The organism is Hyalangium sp., from assembly GCF_045802625.1.
Lineage (GTDB): Bacteria > Myxococcota > Myxococcia > Myxococcales > Myxococcaceae > Hyalangium.
In genome coordinates this window covers 79,269-96,176 of record NZ_JBJMQP010000158.1, presented here as the reverse complement: position 1 = coordinate 96,176, position 16,908 = coordinate 79,269, and the positions used below count along the sequence as shown (strand labels likewise).

Below are 16,908 nucleotides of genomic sequence, written 5' to 3'. Positions count from 1 at the left end.
GCACCCACCGGGGTCGTTATAGGCTCGGGTTCACCGAGTCCCCCTGCCCGCCCGATGTCCAGCCCCTTGCCCCTGACGCTGCGCGTCCATCGCTCCATCACCGAGCTCCCTCGTGGGGCGTGGGATGGGCTGCTCGATGACGCGGCGGTGCCCTTTTTGGAGTGGGCCTTCCTGGCGGCGCTGGAGGAGAGCGGGAGCGCCGTGCCCGAGCGGGGCTGGCACCCGCGCCACCTGACGCTGTGGCGAGGCTCGCGCCTGGTGGCCGCCGCGCCCGCGTACCTGAGGGATGATAGCGACGGCGAGTTCGTCTTCGACGGCTCGTGGGCCACGGCCGCCGGGCGCGTGGGGCTGCGCTACTACCCGAAGCTGGTGCTGGCCGTGCCCTTCACCCCGGCCACGGGCCGCCGCGTGCTGGTGGCGCCGGGAGAGGATCGGGCCGCTCGGGAGGCGGAGCTGTACTCCGGAGCGCTGGAGTACGCCCGCGCCGAGGGCGCCTCGGGCATCCACGTGCTCTTCCACACCGAGGCCGAGGCGGCGGGCCTGGAGGCCGCGGGCTTCGCGCTGCGGCTGGGAGTCCAGTACCAGTGGAGCAACACGGGCTACCGCACGCTGGAGGACTTCCTCGGCCGCTTCCACTCCAAGCGGCGCAACCAGCTCCGCCGGGAGCTGCGCACGCCGGCCAGCCAGGGCATCACCGTGCGCACGCTGCGCGGCGAGGAGCTGACGGAGCTGAGCGCGGAGGAGCTCTACCGCCTCTACGTCTCCACGGTGGACAAGTACCCGTGGGGGCGGCGCTTCCTCACCCCGGACTTCTTCGCTCGCATGCTCGCCACCTTCCGCCACCGCTGCGAGTTCATCGAGGCCCGGCGGGGAGGACAACGCATCGCCGGAGCGTTGAACTTCGCCGGCCCGCATGTCCTCTATGGGCGCTACTGGGGCTGTCTCGAGGAGCACCCCTTCCTGCACTTCAACGTCTGCCTCTACCACCCCCTCCAGGAGGCCATCCTCCGGGGCCTTGAGCGCTTCGAGCCCGGGGCAGGGGGCGAGCACAAATTGACCCGGGGCTTCGAGCCCCACATCACCTACAGCGCGCACCTGCTCCTTCACCCTGGACTGGACCGGGCCGTGCGTGCCTTCCTCCTCCAGGAGCAGGCGGCCGTCCGCGCTGGCCTGCCCCGGTGGCAGGCGGAAACGGGTTTCAAAGAGGAGAGCTGAAGCGCTCGGCCTGTTCGAGCGTCTTAGAGAGAGCCCATGGCCCAGAAGTTCGAAAACGACGAGAACGTCGTCACACAAACCAAGCCCGAGAAGAAGCTCAAGAAGCCCACGCTCTACAAGGTGCTGCTGCACAACGACAACTACACGACTCGGGAGTTCGTGGTCGCCGTCCTCAAGGAGGTCTTCCACAAATCCGAGACGGATGCCGTGCAGATCATGCTCCACGTTCATTACAACGGCATCGGCGTGGCCGGCGTTTATACGTATGAAGTCGCCGAGACGAAGATCAAGATTGTGGAGGCGGCAGCGAAGGACAATGGGTTCCCGCTGCGCCTCTCGATGGAACCAGAGGAAGGTTGAATCGTGGCTGGACCGCTGATTGCCAAGGAGTTGCAGACGAGCTTCCGCAATGCCCTCGAGGAGGCGCGGAAGATGAGGCACGAGTACCTCACGCTCGAGCACCTGCTGCTCGCGCTGACGAAGGACGCGCGCACGCGCGAGGTGCTCAAGGCGTGCGGCGCCAACGTCAAGCGCCTGCAGGAACGGTTGGAGACCTTCCTGGAGGAGACGGTCGAGCGCCTGCCCGAGGACGCGGAGGCCGATCCGCAGCAGACCATCGGCGTGGAGCGGGTGCTCCACCGCGCCGCCATGCACGCGCTGTCCGCCGAGCAGAAGCAGATTGATGGCGGGGACGTGCTGGTGGCCATCTTCCGCGAGGAGGAGAGCCACGCGCTCTACCTGCTGCAGCAGGAGGGCGTCACCCGGTTGGATCTCCTCAACTACATCTCCCACGGCATCAGCAAGGACGAGTCCTCCTCCGAGGGAGGGGGCGAGCCTCGCGGCGTGCCGGCCGGGGACGATGAGGACGGGGAGTCTCCGCGCAAGAGCCCGCTGGAGGCGTACACCACGGAGCTGAACAAGGAGGCCAAGGCGGGGCGGATTGATCCGCTGATTGGCCGCGAGAAGGAGCTGGAGCGCACCATCCAGGTGCTGTGCCGCCGGCGGAAGAACAACCCGCTGTACGTGGGCGAGACGGGGGTGGGCAAGACGGCCATCGCCGAGGGCCTGGCGCTGCACATCACCGAGGGCCGCGTGCCGGACGTGCTCAAGGGCGCCACGGTGTACTCGCTGGACATGGGCGCGCTGCTTGCGGGCACGAAGTTCCGCGGCCAGTTCGAGGAGCGGCTCAAGGGCGTGCTGAAGGAGCTGCAGGAGCACCCCAACGCCATCCTCTTCATCGACGAGATCCACACCATCGTCGGCGCGGGGGCCACGAGCGGCGGCTCGATGGATGCGTCCAACATCCTGAAGCCGGCGCTGGCCAACGGGCGGCTGCGCTGCATCGGCTCCACCACCTACCAGGAGTTCAAGGCCTCGTTCGAGCGGGACCGGGCGCTGTCGCGGCGCTTCCAGAAGATTGAGGTGCCGGAGCCGTCGGTGGAGGACACGATCAAGATCCTCGAGGGGCTCAAGAGCCGCTACGAGGAGCACCACGGCGTGAAGTACGACGAGGACGCCATCCGAGCGGCGGCGGAGCTGTCGGCCAAGCACATCAATGATCGGTTCCTGCCGGACAAGGCGATCGATGTGATTGACGAGACGGGCGCGGCGGAGAAGCTGAAGCCCGAGGCCGTGCGCACCGGCAAGGTGACGATGGCGGACGTGGAGAACGTGGTGGCGAAGATGGCGCGCATTCCCGCCAAGAGCGTGTCGGCGCAGGAGGGCGTGCAGCTGCAGAACCTGGAGAAGGAGCTGCAGGGAGTCATCTTCGGCCAGGACGAGGCCATCCGGAACCTCACGAGCACCATCAAGCTGGCGCGGTCCGGGCTGCGCTCGCCGGAGAAGCCGATCGGCAGCTTCCTGTTCTCGGGCCCGACGGGCGTGGGAAAGACGGAGCTGGCGAAGCAGCTGGCGGCGGTGCTGGGGGTGGAGTTCCTGCGCTTCGACATGAGCGAGTACTCGGAGAAGCACACGGTGAGCCGGCTGATCGGCGCGCCTCCAGGGTACGTGGGGTTCGATCAGGGCGGCCTGCTGACGGACTCCATCCGCAAGCACCCGTACGCGGTGCTGGTGCTGGACGAGATCGAGAAGGCGCACCCGGACCTGTTCAACATCCTGTTGCAGGTGATGGACCACGCGACGCTGACGGACAACAACGGCCGGAAGGCGGACTTCCGCAACATCATCCTCATCCTGACGACGAACGCGGGAGCCCGGGAGATGAGCACGAAGTCCATCGGCTTCGGAGACATCCAGGCGCCGGCGGACGCGTCGAAGGCGAAGAAGACGATCGAGCGGACGTTCACGCCGGAGTTCCGCAACCGGCTGGACGGGTGGATCCTGTTCAGCGGTCTGTCGCCGGAGGTGATCCTCAAGGTGGTGGACAAGGAAGTGGGGCTGCTCCAGAAGATGCTGGTGGAGAAGAAGGTGAAGCTGGAGCTGACGACTCGAGCGAAGGCCTGGCTGGCGGAGCACGGCTACGATCCGGCCTTCGGCGCGCGGCCCATGGCGCGGCTGGTGGACAACAGCCTGAAGAAGCCACTGGCCGAAGCGCTGCTGTTCGGCGAGCTGAAGAACGGCGGCGTCGCGAGGTTCGACGTGGAAGGCGAGAGCCTGAAGCTGAAGGTGGAACCGGAAGCGGTGGCCACCGCGTAGTCCTGTCCCAGCGCTCTTGAGGAGAGCACTCCTCTCCTCCTGGGTGCTGGGGTTTTCTGGCGGTGGGCTGGTAGACTCGCTGGAATGCGCTGCCCGAAGAACCGTGAGATAGCCATTCCAGCGTGCTCGCTCATATTCATATGCGTAGGGTTCCTCGGCGCTTGCGCTACGGGCGAGCCCCCGAAGTTCTGGTACGACTCGCAAAACCACCTCGTTGTTGCCGGGCCACTGCTGGGTCCCGCTGACGAGTTGGAAGTGCTTGTGCCCGAGCTCTGCAAAGTCATCCGCGAGAAACCGGGTGCAATGGCGGGCAATCGCCGTGGTGGGCAGGAGTACTGCGGCCTGATCTACCAACGGCCTGGGGATGCGCGGTTCTATGCAAGCTACCCCTCTCCGCTCGGGCCGCCATTGGAAGCCTCAGGTGGACGAAAAAAGTGCTTCATCCCAGATGCGGTGAGCGACCCCGCCGCGCCGGATGCAACCATCTACGCGGACTACCACGGCCATCCGGCCATCACGCGCTTCTCTCCCGAGGATCTCCAAGCGCAGCGGCAACATTTCTACTTCCGCGTGATGTTCAACCCGATTTGCGAAGTCTATCTGTACGACTTTCAAGATCGGACGGTATTTCAACTGAAGGACGGGAAGTTTGAACCCATCAAGCATGTGGCTGACGACATACGCGGCGAGTAACGGAGACTCCTGTTCGTGGAAGGTGCCTGGATGAAGAAGCTTGGCCTGGGAGTGCTGCTCTTGACGAGCACAGGGTGCTTCCATATCCATCGGAAGCCGCAGCTCGCGCCAGAACAGGTGGCCGAGAAGATTCAGTTTCCGGAATGGAGCAAGGACGCAACAACAACCCTCACAGGGCCCCAGCTCAAGGCGCTCCAGATCGCCATGGATGACTTCCGAGCGATCGGAACGGAGCCCTCGACGACGGATGACCCTTATACGCGCTGTCTTCTCAAGCTCGAGACCTATGACGCTTGGGTTCGCAGTGGAGAAGGAATGACCTTCATCCACTTCATGCCCAAGGAGGATGAACGCTGCGGACTCAAACCCACCCTTGTGGATGCTGGCATCAGTTACGCGGTCAGTGACGACGGCGTGATCCTCAAGCGCGAGTGAAATATCGCACCAAGATGCCTTCAGCATCTGTCTTCCCTTATGAGCCGAGTCAAACTCCCAAACTGCCCGGAATGCATCATCAATGAAGCCCGAAAATGCCTGTAGTCTCCTTGAAAAGGCTTGTGGCGACGATGAAGATGTCTATCTTCCTGCAGCAGTTTTGGATGACCTCGCCCTAAAGGATCTGCCTGAAAACGTGCGCCTGGGGATCGGCGAACTTAAGGAAGGCGTCACACATATTGACTGGATCGGCGTGTTGATTCGCTCCAAGAACAGCCTCCATGCGGAAGTCGACCTTACATGGTCTCGAAAATATTGGTACCGGCCTTTAAATCTTGAGCACTACATGGATCTGGTTCGGCGTGCCGTTGAAAAGCGCGAGCGCATTCGCGGCGACGTCAAGTTAGTGAGCTACGACGACGACGGAGCCCACGTTCAGCTTGTCTATGAGATTAGAAACCTTCCTTGCAAGACCCTGGCGGACTCTTACAAGGCAGCTCTGAAAACCACCGAAGAGCTTGAGGAGTTTGCCGAGCAAGTATCCAATGAAGTCGGTCGTCGCGCCGCCGAAGCCGCTTCTCGTATTGAAGATTGGGGCAACTTGCCCCTAGACAAGCTCATCGAACAGGTCGACGTGGCATCTACTGCCGAGGTCGAGTGCAAGAACTGGTCTGGCAAATGCGGAAAAGATGAGTTCGTCATATTTCGGAGCAAACTCTCCAATCGTAGCGAGCGCTGCTCGCTAGGATTTCTTGTCTCGTGGAACGGTTTTACCGAAACGGTGACCAGTGAAATGTTACGGGGCACCCGAGAACGGCTGCTAATCGTTCCCTTAGAAGGCAAGCAGATTCGTTCAGCCGTCCGGAGTGGAGAGTTCGCCAAACTTGTCTTCAGCGCTTGGCAACAAGCAGTAATGCTCTGATTTCTCTATTCCACCCAAACAGCGCTTCCCGTCCATACACTGTCCTAACGAACAGCGTCGTCTTCCTTCGACGTGGAAGGAAAGAGCATGAAGCTGAAAGCCCACGGTGCACTTATTTGATTGAAGGACGTGATCATGCGTTTCCGAGCTTGCATCGCACTTGTGCTCCTTCTCTCGGCCTGCGCGACGACGGAGCCGAGCCCGAAAGAGCCAGCGGCCCGAACCGCGAGGCGAACCAACCTCCAGAGAGCAGCGGCGTTGCCCTGGAAGGACGAGGGGCGGTGCGTCGTCCAGGAGGCTTCCCATCCCTGGCCCGTGGTGGTGGAGCGGTGCTTTCACGCGCTCGACACCCGGAGGATTCGCTTTCGCGATACCGAGCGACGATGCCCCGTGGCGTCGGCGGATGCGGCCACCCTGGAAACGATGGTCGGCATCTGCCTGTTGACGCAGCCGGAGCTTGTCGTGGGAGCGGTGGTCATCGTCGGCGTAGTGGTAGTGGCCATCGCCATCAAAGAAGAACTGGATTCGAATGAACTGAAAGGGGTCCGTCCCGAGAAAGTCAGGCCGGTGCCTGAAACAAAGCCCGCCCCTCTGGAACCCTTGGCGAAACGAAGGCCCAAGCCGGGGCCCATAGGGCCAGACTGGCCGCCCCCGCTGCCCCCCGAGGCCACGGACCGGGAGCGCCGCCCGGAGTGCAAGCCTGTCCCGGTGCCACACTTGGGCGGTAATGACCCGCACAACAAATGCGCCGACAAAATCCCGAACAACAGCTTCCCCGGCTGGGATGTGTTCGTGAATGGGAAGAACTTCGACGCGCTGCAATCGGCCACGCGCACGCTGTGGGAGGTCAAAACCGACAACTTCGACACGTACACGGACGAGCTTCAGCAGATTGTGGTCAGAAGCCAGGTGCCGAAGTTGCGGATTGAGCGCGACCTTGCCAGGGCCTGCGGCTTTGGCTTCCGGATCGGCGTGCTCAGCGCCTCACACAAAGCCGCACTGGAGTACGCGGAGCCAGAACTCAGGGGCCTCATCGTCGTCATGGGGTGGTGCTGAAATGCCTGCCACGCAACGAAATCACCTGGGCATGATCATCTACGCGCCCGCTCTCGCGCGCGATGATGACCGCCCCGTGGCCGTTGTTCATGCCATGGAACGCGCACTCCCCGGCATGCACCTGGGGTGGATGATTTCCGAAGAGGGGCAGCTCATCCCCCTTCCAGATCGCGATGCCTTTGTCGCCCGAACAAGGATGGATGGGGGATTTCCGCTCCTGCGCAACGGCGATGACACCTTCCGAGTGACCGTGACGGGGTGGGAAAGCCCAGCGAGCAGTTCTCCAGGCGGTCAGGCCCAGTTGGAAGTCCATGCCAAGCTGCCACTCGCCGCGACTGGCACCGCGGCGGCACCGGAGGTGCTGGAGGCCGTGGCGGAGGCCGCGTGCGCGTTCTGGGGGCATGCAACGCCCTTCAGCGCGGGGTTGGACATCGTGCGCCAGACGAAAAATGTGCCAACTGACATGGCGGCACCACCCCGGGGGCTTCCCTCGATCAAACCCCCGAGGGACATGCGCTCGCCTGAGATTCCGCATCGCCTCGGGTGGCTGAACTACTGGTCGGCCGATGCCGCACGGGCCATCGGTTTCCCGGACCCCACCCGCGACGCGGAGCTGCTCTCACGGGCGCGGCGCACCGCAATGGGAGGGTGGGTGGTCCGGCTCACGGATGCGCCTCTCGATCTCGACAACCCCGCGCACCTCGCGGCGCTCCTGCACGTCTACGAACGTTTCCCGGAGATCGGCGGGCGCTCGGCCCCTTGAGGCCAGCAATCTCGAGCCAGGATTGCACAGGGCGGGCGAGCCTGTGCAGCGTCATCTCGGGTCCTCGCTGGTGGGTGCGCGTGGCGCATCGAGTACGGGCATATAGCAGCCGTCTTCGTAGTCGAACGCTTTCGGGCCGCAGGGGGGCTTCTTCGTACCGAGGGGTCCCACCCAGCATCCTCCGTTGATGGCCTTCTGCTGCATCTCGGGGTCGCACGGCGGTTTCGTCTGCCCGGGGAAAGGCTGGCGCCGCATGGGCAGGGCAAGCGCGTAGGACGGACTTCCGGGACGCGGGGCATCTACCACACTGGCCAAAGCCTCATCCCCCACGCCTCCATCTGGCGCCTCGGGAGAAGGCGTCTTGAGTACATGCGCGGCGATGTCAGGAGAACGCTCTGGCGCTGCCGGGGAGTTCGGCCTAGGGCGCAGGAGTTCCGACAAGGCGACCCCCAGCAGGACTCCCGCGACAGCCGCCGCCCCCAGCGAGAGCCATGCAGGTACCGCCCACCGACGCCGGTGCCCCGGGTGCGAGGTCTGCTCCGTGTCCGCCGCAGCAGAGGTGGGAGCAATGGGCTGGGCGGCCTCCTGCTCCTTGGCAGCGGCGGACAGGCCGATGGCCAGCGCCGCAGCGAGCGGGCGAGCCCTGGGGTCCTCCAAGAGACAGGCTAGAACCAGACGCTCCAATCCCACGCTCACCGTGGCCAGATCGCTCGGCGCCAGCAGCCGACGCGGCGGCCCACTGCCCTCTTCGGGCGCTGGCGGATAGATGCCTGTACACAGTCGATACGCCGTCACCCCAAGCGCATACACGTCATCAACGGGGCCCGCCTGGTAGGACTCTCCTTTCGTCCTCCGGTGAGCCCACGCCCAGCGCACCGCCTCGGGTGCCCGGTAGTTCGAGGTGCCCGGCGGCAGCAGCGTATCCGTCAAGGCCTTGGCTCCCGCGTAGGTGCCTCCTCCCCAGTCCAGCAACACCGCACGGCCCCCAGCAGTCACCAGAATGTTGTCCCCCTTCACGTCCCGGTGCACTCCCCCGTCCGCATGCACGAGCGCCAGCGCCGAGGCCACCTGCGCTAGCACCCACAGCACCTCGCCCGAGGTGGGCTTGTGCACTCGCGCCCACTCGTACAACAGCCGGCCCTGCACCCACTCCATCACGACATAGGGGAAGGTTCGGCCATCGGGTCCAGCCCACCCGCCACTGTCCTCGTAGCGCGGAATCGAGGGGTGCACTCCGCGCTGGAGCAACTCCACTTCCCGGGAGAAGCGCGGGTCCTCGGGCTGTAGGGCGATCTTCAGCGCGAAGGGGCCCGCTTCGGGGGAACCGGCGCGCTCGACTCGGTAGATGGCGCCGAAGGAACCGAAATCATGCAGCTCCAGGATGCGCCAGGGGCCTACCAACGAGCCGTGGACGAAGGTGCGCGGGTCTGTGGACGGGGGGTGAGACACGGGGACGCTCCAGGAGCAAAGCGAGCACGCTTGCAGGTGCAACCCTACCGAATAGGTGGGGCTCCAAGCCAGAGACGTCCTCAGTCAGAGCTCCGAGCCCTTCACAGGGTGGGATAACGTTCCCGTAGACTGAAACCCTCCTGACAAAGCCACGACCCTCGAGGAGTTGGAGCAAGCCAGCCAGCACTTCGCGGACCGTGTGGGACCGGAGGTGGCGCGCGTCTTCGTGCTCGCGGTGACGGCCGTGGTGAGCCATGGCATGGCGGGGGGCTCGGCGTGGCTGGCCTCGCGGTTGGCGATGCTGCCCAGCTTCTCGGAGGCGGCGGCACTGGGGGCCTCCCAGGTGGGTATCAACCTGGGGAACGTGGGACAGGTGAGCACGGTGGCCGTTGTAGGAACCACCATCGTCATCTCCCTGCCAGCCACGGCGGTCGCCATGGTGGCCCAGAGCATGGGCGGAGGCGGATCCGCAGTTGGGGTCAATCCCACCGGCTTCAGATCCTGGGGCTCGTTCAGCGGCCTCAAGAATGCCTTGGGCTCGGCGGGAGAGGGCCAGCAGTGGCACCACATCGTCGAGCAGACACCAGGCAACGTGGAGCGGTTCGGGCCTCATGCCCTCCACAACACCGAGAACGTCATCCCTCTGGAAAAGGGGCTGCACACGCGTATCAGCGCGCTCTACTCCTCCATTCGAGGCAATATCACAGGCTCGAACAGCCTGACCGTGCGGCAGTGGTTGAGCACTCAGTCATACGAGGCCCAGCGCAAGTTTGGGCTTCTGGCGATTGAGAACGTCAAGAAGGGGATCTGGTAATGGATCTGGAGGAACTCGTCGAGCAGTTCGCCGAGGACGTTGCCGCGCAGACCGATGCGATCTGGAGGGGAGACGCCAAGACAGGGAACAAACATGCCCGGAGGTATAACGCCGCGTTTGACAAGCTCCGGGCCCATGGCAATGCCGGGCGAGATGCACTGGCTGTTCTTCTAAAGCACCCGCGCCTAGATGTAAGGGTCACCACAGCGGCCCGCCTGCTCCGCCATCGCACGGCGGAGGCCAAGGCGGTTTTAGAAGAGGCCGCCAAGGGTGAGGGGTTGGTACCATTCGAGGCGCAGCAGGCCTTGCAGCGGTGGGAGGAAGGAACCTGGGCCTTGGATCCAGAATAAACCTCCGAGGCAGCCAAGCATGAGCATGAAGCGGATCCTGATCATTGACGGCATCACCGGCGCGGGGAAGAGCTCCGTCCTCAAGGAGCTGCGCGCTCGTATCGAGGCACTGCCGGAAGGTGCGGACACGCACTTCATCTATGAGGACGACACGCTGGGCCAGATCATGGACCAGGTGAAGGATCCGGCCTGGCGGGCCCGGCCGACCTTCGAGGCGCTCGAAGGTACCCTGCAGCGGATGGAGCGGGAGTTGGCCGCCTCCCCGGCCCGCTCCTTCATCGTCGAGCGGTTCCACCTCACCACCTACGCGCTGTTTCCGGAGTGGGACCGGCTGGTGCGGTTCGACGAATGGCTCGGGCGGCTCGGGACGGCCCATCTGCTGCTGAGCTATCCGGAGCCGCATGCCGAGCGGCGCGCCATCGAGCGGGTGGATCGCCAGGAGGAGCAGTGGGCCCAAGGCATGGATGCGTGGTACGGCGGGCGCGAGGCGGCTCTGGACGCGGTCATCCAGTCCCAGCGCCGCCGCTGGGACGGGCTGCGCAAGAGCGTGCTGCCGTTCCTCCACCTCGACACCCGGGAAGGCGACTGGGCCCGGTACGCCGCCACGATCTGGACCTTCTGGGCGGGCAGGTAATGCACCTGGACATCGGACGGACGGCTCACTCCACGGCCGGCGCAGCGCCTCCGCCGGATCGATGCGTGAGGCACGGGCTGCTGGATGACGCAGTCAGGCCTGAGGCGGGAAACGGCTCAGCGAGCACCGGCTTCGTCTGGCGGCTCGCTCAAGGCGGCGCCATGGGTGGCGATCACGCGCGAGTAGAAGCGTGCGCTGTCCTTGGGAGTTCGCTTCTGGCTCTCGAAGTCGACGTGGACGATGCCGAACCGCTTGGCGAAGCCGAGTGACCACTCGAGGTTGTCGAGCAGGGACCAGACCATGTAGCCCCGGACATCGATGCCCTGCTGAATGGCGGTGTGGACGGCCGTGAGGTGCTTGCGCAGGTAATCGACTCGCAGCGGATCCCGGATGCGATCGCCCTCGGCGACCGGAGGATCGAAGAAGGCGGCGCCATTCTCGGTGATGTAGAGCGGAATATCTCCGTAGCGCTTCTTCACCTGAACCAGCGTGTCGATGAGGCCCTGCTCGAACACCTCCCATCCCGTCTCGGTGTACGTGGCCTGCTTCTGCCGCACCGGCGCGGCCCGCAGCGGCCAGGAGCGCTCGTCAAAGCGCGTCACGCTGCGCGTGTAGTAGTTGATCCCGAGAAAGTCGATCGGCTGCCGGGTCAGCCTCAGCGCCTCCGCTGCCCAGGGCTGCCACGCCTCGCCGAAGATCTCGGCCAGCTCGGTGTCCGGACAACTCCCGAGCAGCGCGGGATCGAGGTACTGCCGGTTCATGTACGCATCCGCGCGCACCGTTGCCGCCTGGTCCTCCGCGCTGTCAGAGGCGGGATACTTGGGCTCGAGGTTCACCACCAGGCCTATCTGGTGCTTGCCCGTGGCGCGATAAGCCTGCACCGCCGCGCCATGCGCCCGCATGAGGTTTCGCGAGGCGATCGGCGCCTCGAACCGATTCTTGTGGCCGGGGGCCAGCGCGCCGTGCAGGTAGCCGCCGTCGGACACGACCCACGGCTCGTTCAGGGTGAACCACTTCTTCACCCGGTCGTCGAGCCGGCGGAACACCGCAGTCCCATAGTCGGCGAACCAGTTCGCGATATCTGGATTGAGCCAGCCACCGAGATCATCCAGCGCGGCCGGCAGGTCCCAGTGAAAGAGCGTGATGAGCGGCTCGATACCATTCTTCAGCAGCGCGTCGACGAGCCGATCGTAGAAGTCGAGGCCCGCCTGGTTCACGGCGCCCTTGCCGTTGGGCAGGATGCGGCTCCAGGCGATGCTGAAGCGATACGCCTGCATGCCCAGCTCGCGCATGAGCGCCACATCGCTCGCGTAGCGCCGGTAGTGATCGCTGGCCACATCTCCGGTATCGCCGCTGGGCACCAGACCGGGCGTGTGCATGAAGCGTTGCCAGATGTTGGGGCCGGCTCCGTCCGCGAGCGGCGAGCCCTCGATCTGATAGGCCGAGGTGGCGCTGCCCCAGAGGAAGCCGCGCGGAAACTCAATGGTCTTTGTCATATTCATCCCTTGACGCTTCCTGCCAGGAGACCCTGGATGTAGTAGCGCTGCAGCACCAGGAACAGCGCCAGGACCGGTAGCACGGTGATGACGCCGCCGGCCATCATCAACTCGCTGTCTTGCACGTGCTCGCGTGTCAGCGAAGCCAGCGCGACTGGCAGCGTGTGAAGATCATCGCTGGTGAGCACGATGAGCGGCCAGAGAAAGTCATTCCACGAGCCGAGGAAGGTGAATATCGCCAGGGTGACCAGGATCGGCCCCAGCGTCGGGAGTACGATCGACCAGAAGAGGCGGAGCTCCCCTGCCCCGTCGATGCGAGCCGCCTCCAGCATCTCGTCCGGAATGGAGAGCGCGTACTGGCGCACCAGGAAGATGCCGAAGACGTTCGCCACGGACGGGAGCAGCACGCCCAGGTAGGTGTTGACGAGCCCCATGTGCTTGAGCAGCAGGAACAGGGGGATCATGGCGACCTGTGCCGGGAGGATGAGGGCGCCCAGCAGGGTCCGGAAGATGCGCTCGCGGCCAGCGAAGCGCAGCTTGGCGAACGCATACCCCGCGCTGACGTTGAAGACGAGCGCCAGCAGGGTGGTCGCCGTGGCCAGGAACAGGCTGTTAGCGAAGCTGCGGCCCATGCCGGTCTGCTCGAAGAGCTGGCGGTAGTTCACGAGCGTGGCCTCGTGCGGGAGCAGCGGAGGTGGAGTGTTGCTCGCCTCCCCCGGGGCCATGAAGGACACCGACACCATCCACAAGAGGGGACCCAGGCTGACCACCGCGGCCGCGAACAATGACGCATTCACCAGGATGGCGCGCGCCCGCGGCGTCATGGCTCACTCCAGCGACGCAGGGCGAAGGACTGCGCCATCGTCACGGCGAATATCAGCAGGAAGAGGAGGAAGGCGACCGCCGAGGCAGAGCCGAGGTTCCACCACTTGAAGCCCTCTTCGTACATGAAATAGAGGACGCTGGTCGTGCTCTGCAGCGGGCCGCCCTGGGTCATGACGTAGGGCTCGGCGAAGAGCTGGAAGTAGCCGGCCATCGTCAGGGTGCTGACCAGGACCAGCGTGGGAGCCAGCGCGGGCAGAGTCACGAAGCGCAGCTGCTGGGTGGCGGTGGCACCTTCGATGCGCGCGGCCTCGTACAGTTCCTCCGGGATGCTCTGCAGCGCGGCCAGGAAGATCACCATGTTGAAGCCAAAGTTCTTCCACACCGCGAACAGGATGATCGCCGGCATTGCCCAGTGGGGATCGCCGAGCCAGTCGATCGGATGGAGGCCAGCCCGTCCCATGAGGTAGTTGATGAGGCCGTAGCGGGTGTGGAGCAGGTAGTTCCAGATCACCGCGACCGCGACCAGGGTGGTGACAACTGGCGCGAAGAGCGCGGTGCGGAAGATCGCCTTGCCGCGCGCCACCGCCGAGTGGAGGAGCAGCGCCGTGCCGAGGGAGACCGCGATGGAGAGCGGAACCCCGGCGATGACGAAGAGGAGCGTGTTTCCCAGCGCCTTCCAGAAGAGTGGAGCCTGGAGCAGGTGCAGGTAGTTGCCCCCCCCGACGAAGCGGAGATTGTCGAGGCGGGCCAGGGCATAGATGTCGAAGTCCGTCAGACTGAGGCCGAGCGCGGCCAGGACCGGGAGGAAGAAGAAGACAGCGATCATCAGCAGGGCGGGCGTCACGAACAACCACCCGGCGCGAGCGGCCCTCACTCTCCCGCCTCCCGCGCCAGGATCCACCGCCGCTTCTCCAGGATGCGATCGGCGCGCGCATCCAGCTCCGCGGCCGCGGCGTCGACGGACAAGCCTCCATGCGCCGCCTGCTCGGCGACGATTCTCATCTCGGTCGCGATGCGCTCCCACTCCGGCACCTTGGGGGTGGGCTCGACCCGCTCGAGCTGCTCGCGGAACGCGGCGGCATGGATGTCGCCGCCGAGCACCGGGTCATCCCAGCTCGACCGCCGGGGCGGCAGGTTGCCGGACAGCTCGTAGAAGCGACGCTGAACCTCCGGCCGCGACAGGTACTCGATGAGCTTCCAGGCCGCCTCCTTGCGCGGCGAGCCCGCGAACACCACCAGGCTCGAGCCTCCGGCATTCGACAGGCCGGCGCCCTCGGGCCCGGGCAGTGGGGCCGTCATCCAGCTGCCTTGAAGCTCCGGGGGCAGCCGGCGCTTGAACTCACCGATGTTCCAGGGACCGGTGATGTAGAAGGCGAAATAGCCGCGGCCAAACTCGTTCCACACATTGGCGATCTGGGTGTTGGTCGCGCGTGGCGCCAGTTCCCTGTCGAACAGCTCCAGGTAGAAGCCCAGGGCACGCCGAAAGCCCGGGCTGCGGAAGTTGCCCCAGCGGCCGCCCTCGCGCAGGAGCGGCTCTTCCTGCTGCAGCCCGAGGAGGAGCAGCGGCTCGAACTCGTTGAGCGGCACCAGGATCGAATAGTGCTCCGCGCCAGGCAGCCGCTTGATGGCGACGAGCATCTCCATCCATTCGCCCCAGCTCTTGGGTGGGTGGGAAAATCCCGCCTGGGCCAAGAGGTCGCGCCGGTAGAAGAGCACCCGCGTGTCGACATACCAGGGCACTCCGAAGAGCCGGCCCTCGATGACGTTGGTGTCCCAGATGCCGGGAAAGTAGTCCTTCGGTTCGATGACGGTCGATGCCGCCACGGCCGGATCCAGCGCGGAGAGCGCGCCGAGCGAGGCGAACTCCGGGATCCAGGTGTTCCCCAGCTGCGCCAGATCGGGCGTCGCGTCGCCCACGAACGCGGTCAAGAGCTTCTCATGCGCCCCCTGCCAGGGAATCTGCTGCACCTTGACGCGGATCCCGGGATGGCTGGCCTCGAAGGCGCGTGTCAGCTCGGCCACCACCTCACCTTCCCGGCCCATCGCCCAGAACTGGAGGACGATCTCGCCTGACGCCGGCCTGGAACAGGAGGCCCCGCAACAGACGAGCGCGGCGACGGCGAGCCAGCGTGCTCCCAGCCGCGTTGACCGCGCGCCCGCCATCGTCACTTCTCCTCCTCGAGCCAGCCACCTTGGAACCCCGCGCGCTCGAGGCCTGCGCGGAGATAGGGGTTCTTGCGCATCACCCGCCAGATGAGCTGGCTCCGGTAGTTTTCGATCATGGCGAGGATCGGCCCCTGGTCGATGCCGAGATAGTCGTCGGCCACCCAACCGAGGCCCGGCACTCGGCGGCCCTCCTGGAGCGGAACGTCGTATTCGAAGCTGGGATTGAAGGAGTCCAGAAAACCGTAGGTGGAATAGATGTGCTCGCCGTAGCGGCGGCGCAATTCCATGATCGCCGGGATGGCGATCTCGGGCGCGAACGGGATGGAGGAGGCGGCCGCGGTGGGCGCCAGCGTGCCGTCGTCATTGAAGCCCGGGCCGCGGGCGGAGTAGCCGCGAAACATCCGGCGCCTCCCCTGATAGTCGAGCTCCGCTTCGGCCGGCCCGTCGCAGGCGGTCAGTCCCCAGATGTCCTGGCCGTAGCCCTTCCAGCCTTGGGGATTGGCCATCGCATACGCGCGCTGCGCATACGTGGCCCGGCGGCTGTTCTCGAAATAGTCGATCCCGCGACCCCGCATGTAGCCGTCCCGGATGCCGCGGAAGTCCACCCACACCTGGCTGTACTGGTGGCCGAAGAGCGGAGGAAAGGCCAGATGCTCCTGGCCGAAGAAGGTGCCCCAGTCCTTCTCGTAGCCGGAGGTCCAGGCCTGCCAGGCCTCCGGCTCGGCGGGAAAGGTCGGCGAGCCCAGCGCGAGGAGCACCACCAACATCGCCTCGTTGTAGCCAATCCAGTCATAGGCGATGAAGCCGGACTCCGGCGACCAGCCGTGCGCGATGGCGGGCGAGCGCGCCTGCGCCCAGCGCCAGTCGACCCGGCGATAGAGCTCGTCGGCCAGCGTCCGGATCTCTGCCTCCCGCGGATCGGCACCGTCGAAGTAGGACTGCGCGAACAGCACTCCCCCGAGGAGCCAGGTGGTGTCGACGGTGGAGAGCTCGGTCGACTCGAAGCGGCGCCCCGACTTCATGTCCAGGAAGTGGTAGAAGAACCCCTGGTGGCCGCTCACGCCGCGGGCCTCGGGGCCCTGCGGCGCGGAGCGGAGGAAGCGCAGCGTGGTGAGCACGCGCTCGCGGGCGGCTTCGCGGCTGACATAGCCGCGCTCGACGCCGATGCCGTAAGCCGTCAGCCCGAAGCCAACCGCGGCGATGCTGCTGAAGGACGGGCTTGGATACCGATCCGGGACCAGGCCGTTCTCTGGGTTCGCCGTCTCCCAGAAGTAGCGGAAGGTCCGCTCCTCCAGATCGTCCAGCACCTCTTGCGCCGAGCTTCCCTCGGCCCCCGGGGACGAGCGCAGATTCGGGTGGCTGTCGGTGCAGCCCGCGATCGCGCTCGAGAGCAGTGACACAGCCGCCACGGCGGAGAGCAGCGGGTGGCTCCCTT

General features: G+C 65.4%; 17 protein-coding genes. 11 read left to right on the top strand and 6 right to left on the bottom strand.

Features of this window, described 5'->3' with window-relative positions:
* Positions 1-54 precede the first annotated feature (54 nt).
* The 8 genes from ACJ8AT_RS29325 (at position 55) to ACJ8AT_RS29290 (ending at position 7,739) form a co-directional block, all read left to right on the top strand.
* Complete coding sequence (locus tag ACJ8AT_RS29325; protein ID WP_407741217.1) at positions 55-1,215, top strand: GNAT family N-acetyltransferase; 1,161 nt, start codon at positions 55-57, stop codon at positions 1,213-1,215.
* A 36-nt stretch (positions 1,216-1,251) separates the two neighbouring features.
* Positions 1,252-1,575 carry an ATP-dependent Clp protease adaptor ClpS gene (locus ACJ8AT_RS29320; protein ID WP_407741216.1) on the top strand — a complete coding sequence of 108 codons (324 nt, stop codon included), beginning with the start codon at positions 1,252-1,254 and terminating at the stop codon, positions 1,573-1,575.
* A 3-nt stretch (positions 1,576-1,578) separates the two neighbouring features.
* The gene (gene clpA, locus ACJ8AT_RS29315) at positions 1,579-3,870 is read left to right on the top strand and encodes an ATP-dependent Clp protease ATP-binding subunit ClpA (RefSeq protein WP_407741215.1); all 2,292 of its coding nucleotides are present in this window, start codon (positions 1,579-1,581) and stop codon (positions 3,868-3,870) included.
* A 261-nt stretch (positions 3,871-4,131) separates the two neighbouring features.
* Entirely contained in the window at positions 4,132-4,563 is a 432-nt protein-coding gene (locus ACJ8AT_RS29310) for a hypothetical protein (protein WP_407741214.1), read from the top strand.
* Between the two features lie 30 nt (positions 4,564-4,593).
* Positions 4,594-4,998 carry a hypothetical protein gene (locus tag ACJ8AT_RS29305; RefSeq protein WP_407741212.1) on the top strand — a complete coding sequence of 135 codons (405 nt, stop codon included), beginning with the start codon at positions 4,594-4,596 and terminating at the stop codon, positions 4,996-4,998.
* Between the two features lie 82 nt (positions 4,999-5,080).
* A complete protein-coding gene (locus ACJ8AT_RS29300; RefSeq protein WP_407741211.1) occupies positions 5,081-5,920 on the top strand; it encodes a hypothetical protein in 840 nt (279 codons plus the stop codon).
* A gap of 129 nt (positions 5,921-6,049) precedes the next feature.
* Positions 6,050-6,976 (top strand): DUF6310 domain-containing protein, encoded by a 927-nt coding sequence (locus ACJ8AT_RS29295; protein ID WP_407741239.1) that lies wholly within the window; start codon positions 6,050-6,052, stop codon positions 6,974-6,976.
* Positions 6,977-7,007: 31 nt separating this feature from the next.
* Positions 7,008-7,739, top strand: coding sequence for a DUF5953 family protein (locus ACJ8AT_RS29290; RefSeq protein ID WP_407741210.1), 732 nt, complete (start codon positions 7,008-7,010; stop codon positions 7,737-7,739).
* A gap of 51 nt (positions 7,740-7,790) precedes the next feature.
* Here ACJ8AT_RS29290 and ACJ8AT_RS29285 read toward each other — a convergent pair whose 3' ends face one another.
* Entirely contained in the window at positions 7,791-9,188 is a 1,398-nt protein-coding gene (locus ACJ8AT_RS29285) for a serine/threonine protein kinase (protein WP_407741209.1), read from the bottom strand.
* Between the two features lie 166 nt (positions 9,189-9,354).
* Here ACJ8AT_RS29285 and ACJ8AT_RS29280 point away from each other — a divergent pair, with 166 nt between their 5' ends.
* From ACJ8AT_RS29280 to ACJ8AT_RS29270, 3 genes are read left to right on the top strand one after another with little or no spacing between them, the layout of a single operon-like run.
* Entirely contained in the window at positions 9,355-10,002 is a 648-nt protein-coding gene (locus tag ACJ8AT_RS29280; protein WP_407741208.1) for a hypothetical protein, read from the top strand.
* The gene (locus tag ACJ8AT_RS29275; protein ID WP_407741207.1) at positions 10,002-10,352 is read left to right on the top strand and encodes a DUF2019 domain-containing protein; all 351 of its coding nucleotides are present in this window, start codon (positions 10,002-10,004) and stop codon (positions 10,350-10,352) included. Before ACJ8AT_RS29280 ends, ACJ8AT_RS29275 begins: the two co-directional genes overlap by 1 nt.
* Positions 10,353-10,371: 19 nt before the next feature.
* On the top strand, positions 10,372-10,986 hold the full coding sequence (locus ACJ8AT_RS29270) for a hypothetical protein (protein WP_407741205.1): 615 nt from the start codon (positions 10,372-10,374) through the stop codon (positions 10,984-10,986).
* Between the two features lie 116 nt (positions 10,987-11,102).
* On the opposite strand, the gene ACJ8AT_RS29265 is transcribed toward ACJ8AT_RS29270, so the two are convergent.
* Genes ACJ8AT_RS29265 through ACJ8AT_RS29245 form a run of 5 tightly spaced genes read right to left on the bottom strand, consistent with a single transcriptional unit; the run spans position 11,103 to position 16,873 of the window.
* Positions 11,103-12,482, bottom strand: coding sequence for a GH1 family beta-glucosidase (locus ACJ8AT_RS29265; protein WP_407741204.1), 1,380 nt, complete (start codon positions 12,480-12,482; stop codon positions 11,103-11,105).
* A gap of 2 nt (positions 12,483-12,484) precedes the next feature.
* A complete protein-coding gene (locus tag ACJ8AT_RS29260) occupies positions 12,485-13,306 on the bottom strand; it encodes a carbohydrate ABC transporter permease (protein ID WP_407741203.1) in 822 nt (273 codons plus the stop codon).
* Positions 13,303-14,181, bottom strand: coding sequence for a carbohydrate ABC transporter permease (locus ACJ8AT_RS29255; protein WP_407741201.1), 879 nt, complete (start codon positions 14,179-14,181; stop codon positions 13,303-13,305). Before ACJ8AT_RS29255 ends, ACJ8AT_RS29260 begins: the two co-directional genes overlap by 4 nt.
* Positions 14,178-15,470 (bottom strand): sugar ABC transporter substrate-binding protein, encoded by a 1,293-nt coding sequence (locus tag ACJ8AT_RS29250; protein WP_407741200.1) that lies wholly within the window; start codon positions 15,468-15,470, stop codon positions 14,178-14,180. Before ACJ8AT_RS29250 ends, ACJ8AT_RS29255 begins: the two co-directional genes overlap by 4 nt.
* A gap of 2 nt (positions 15,471-15,472) precedes the next feature.
* Positions 15,473-16,873: a glucoamylase family protein gene (locus tag ACJ8AT_RS29245; RefSeq protein ID WP_407741199.1), complete on the bottom strand. Its 1,401-nt coding sequence runs from the start codon at positions 16,871-16,873 to the stop codon at positions 15,473-15,475.
* Positions 16,874-16,908 lie beyond the last annotated feature (35 nt).

Bases quoted from the DNA above. Each gene is read 5' to 3' on its own strand.
- ACJ8AT_RS29325 (WP_407741217.1), top strand. From the start codon at position 55: ATGTCCAGCCCCTTGCCCCTGACGCTGCGCGTCCATCGCTCCATCACC.
- ACJ8AT_RS29320 (WP_407741216.1), top strand. From the start codon at position 1,252: ATGGCCCAGAAGTTCGAAAACGACGAGAACGTCGTCACACAAACCAAG.
- ACJ8AT_RS29305 (WP_407741212.1), top strand. From the start codon at position 4,594: ATGAAGAAGCTTGGCCTGGGAGTGCTGCTCTTGACGAGCACAGGGTGC.
- ACJ8AT_RS29300 (WP_407741211.1), top strand. From the start codon at position 5,081: ATGAAGCCCGAAAATGCCTGTAGTCTCCTTGAAAAGGCTTGTGGCGAC.
- ACJ8AT_RS29290 (WP_407741210.1), top strand. From the start codon at position 7,008: ATGATCATCTACGCGCCCGCTCTCGCGCGCGATGATGACCGCCCCGTG.
- ACJ8AT_RS29275 (WP_407741207.1), top strand. From the start codon at position 10,002: ATGGATCTGGAGGAACTCGTCGAGCAGTTCGCCGAGGACGTTGCCGCG.
- ACJ8AT_RS29270 (WP_407741205.1), top strand. From the start codon at position 10,372: ATGAGCATGAAGCGGATCCTGATCATTGACGGCATCACCGGCGCGGGG.
- ACJ8AT_RS29265 (WP_407741204.1), bottom strand. From the start codon at position 12,482: ATGACAAAGACCATTGAGTTTCCGCGCGGCTTCCTCTGGGGCAGCGCC.
- ACJ8AT_RS29260 (WP_407741203.1), bottom strand. From the start codon at position 13,306: ATGACGCCGCGGGCGCGCGCCATCCTGGTGAATGCGTCATTGTTCGCG.
- ACJ8AT_RS29250 (WP_407741200.1), bottom strand. From the start codon at position 15,470: ATGGCGGGCGCGCGGTCAACGCGGCTGGGAGCACGCTGGCTCGCCGTC.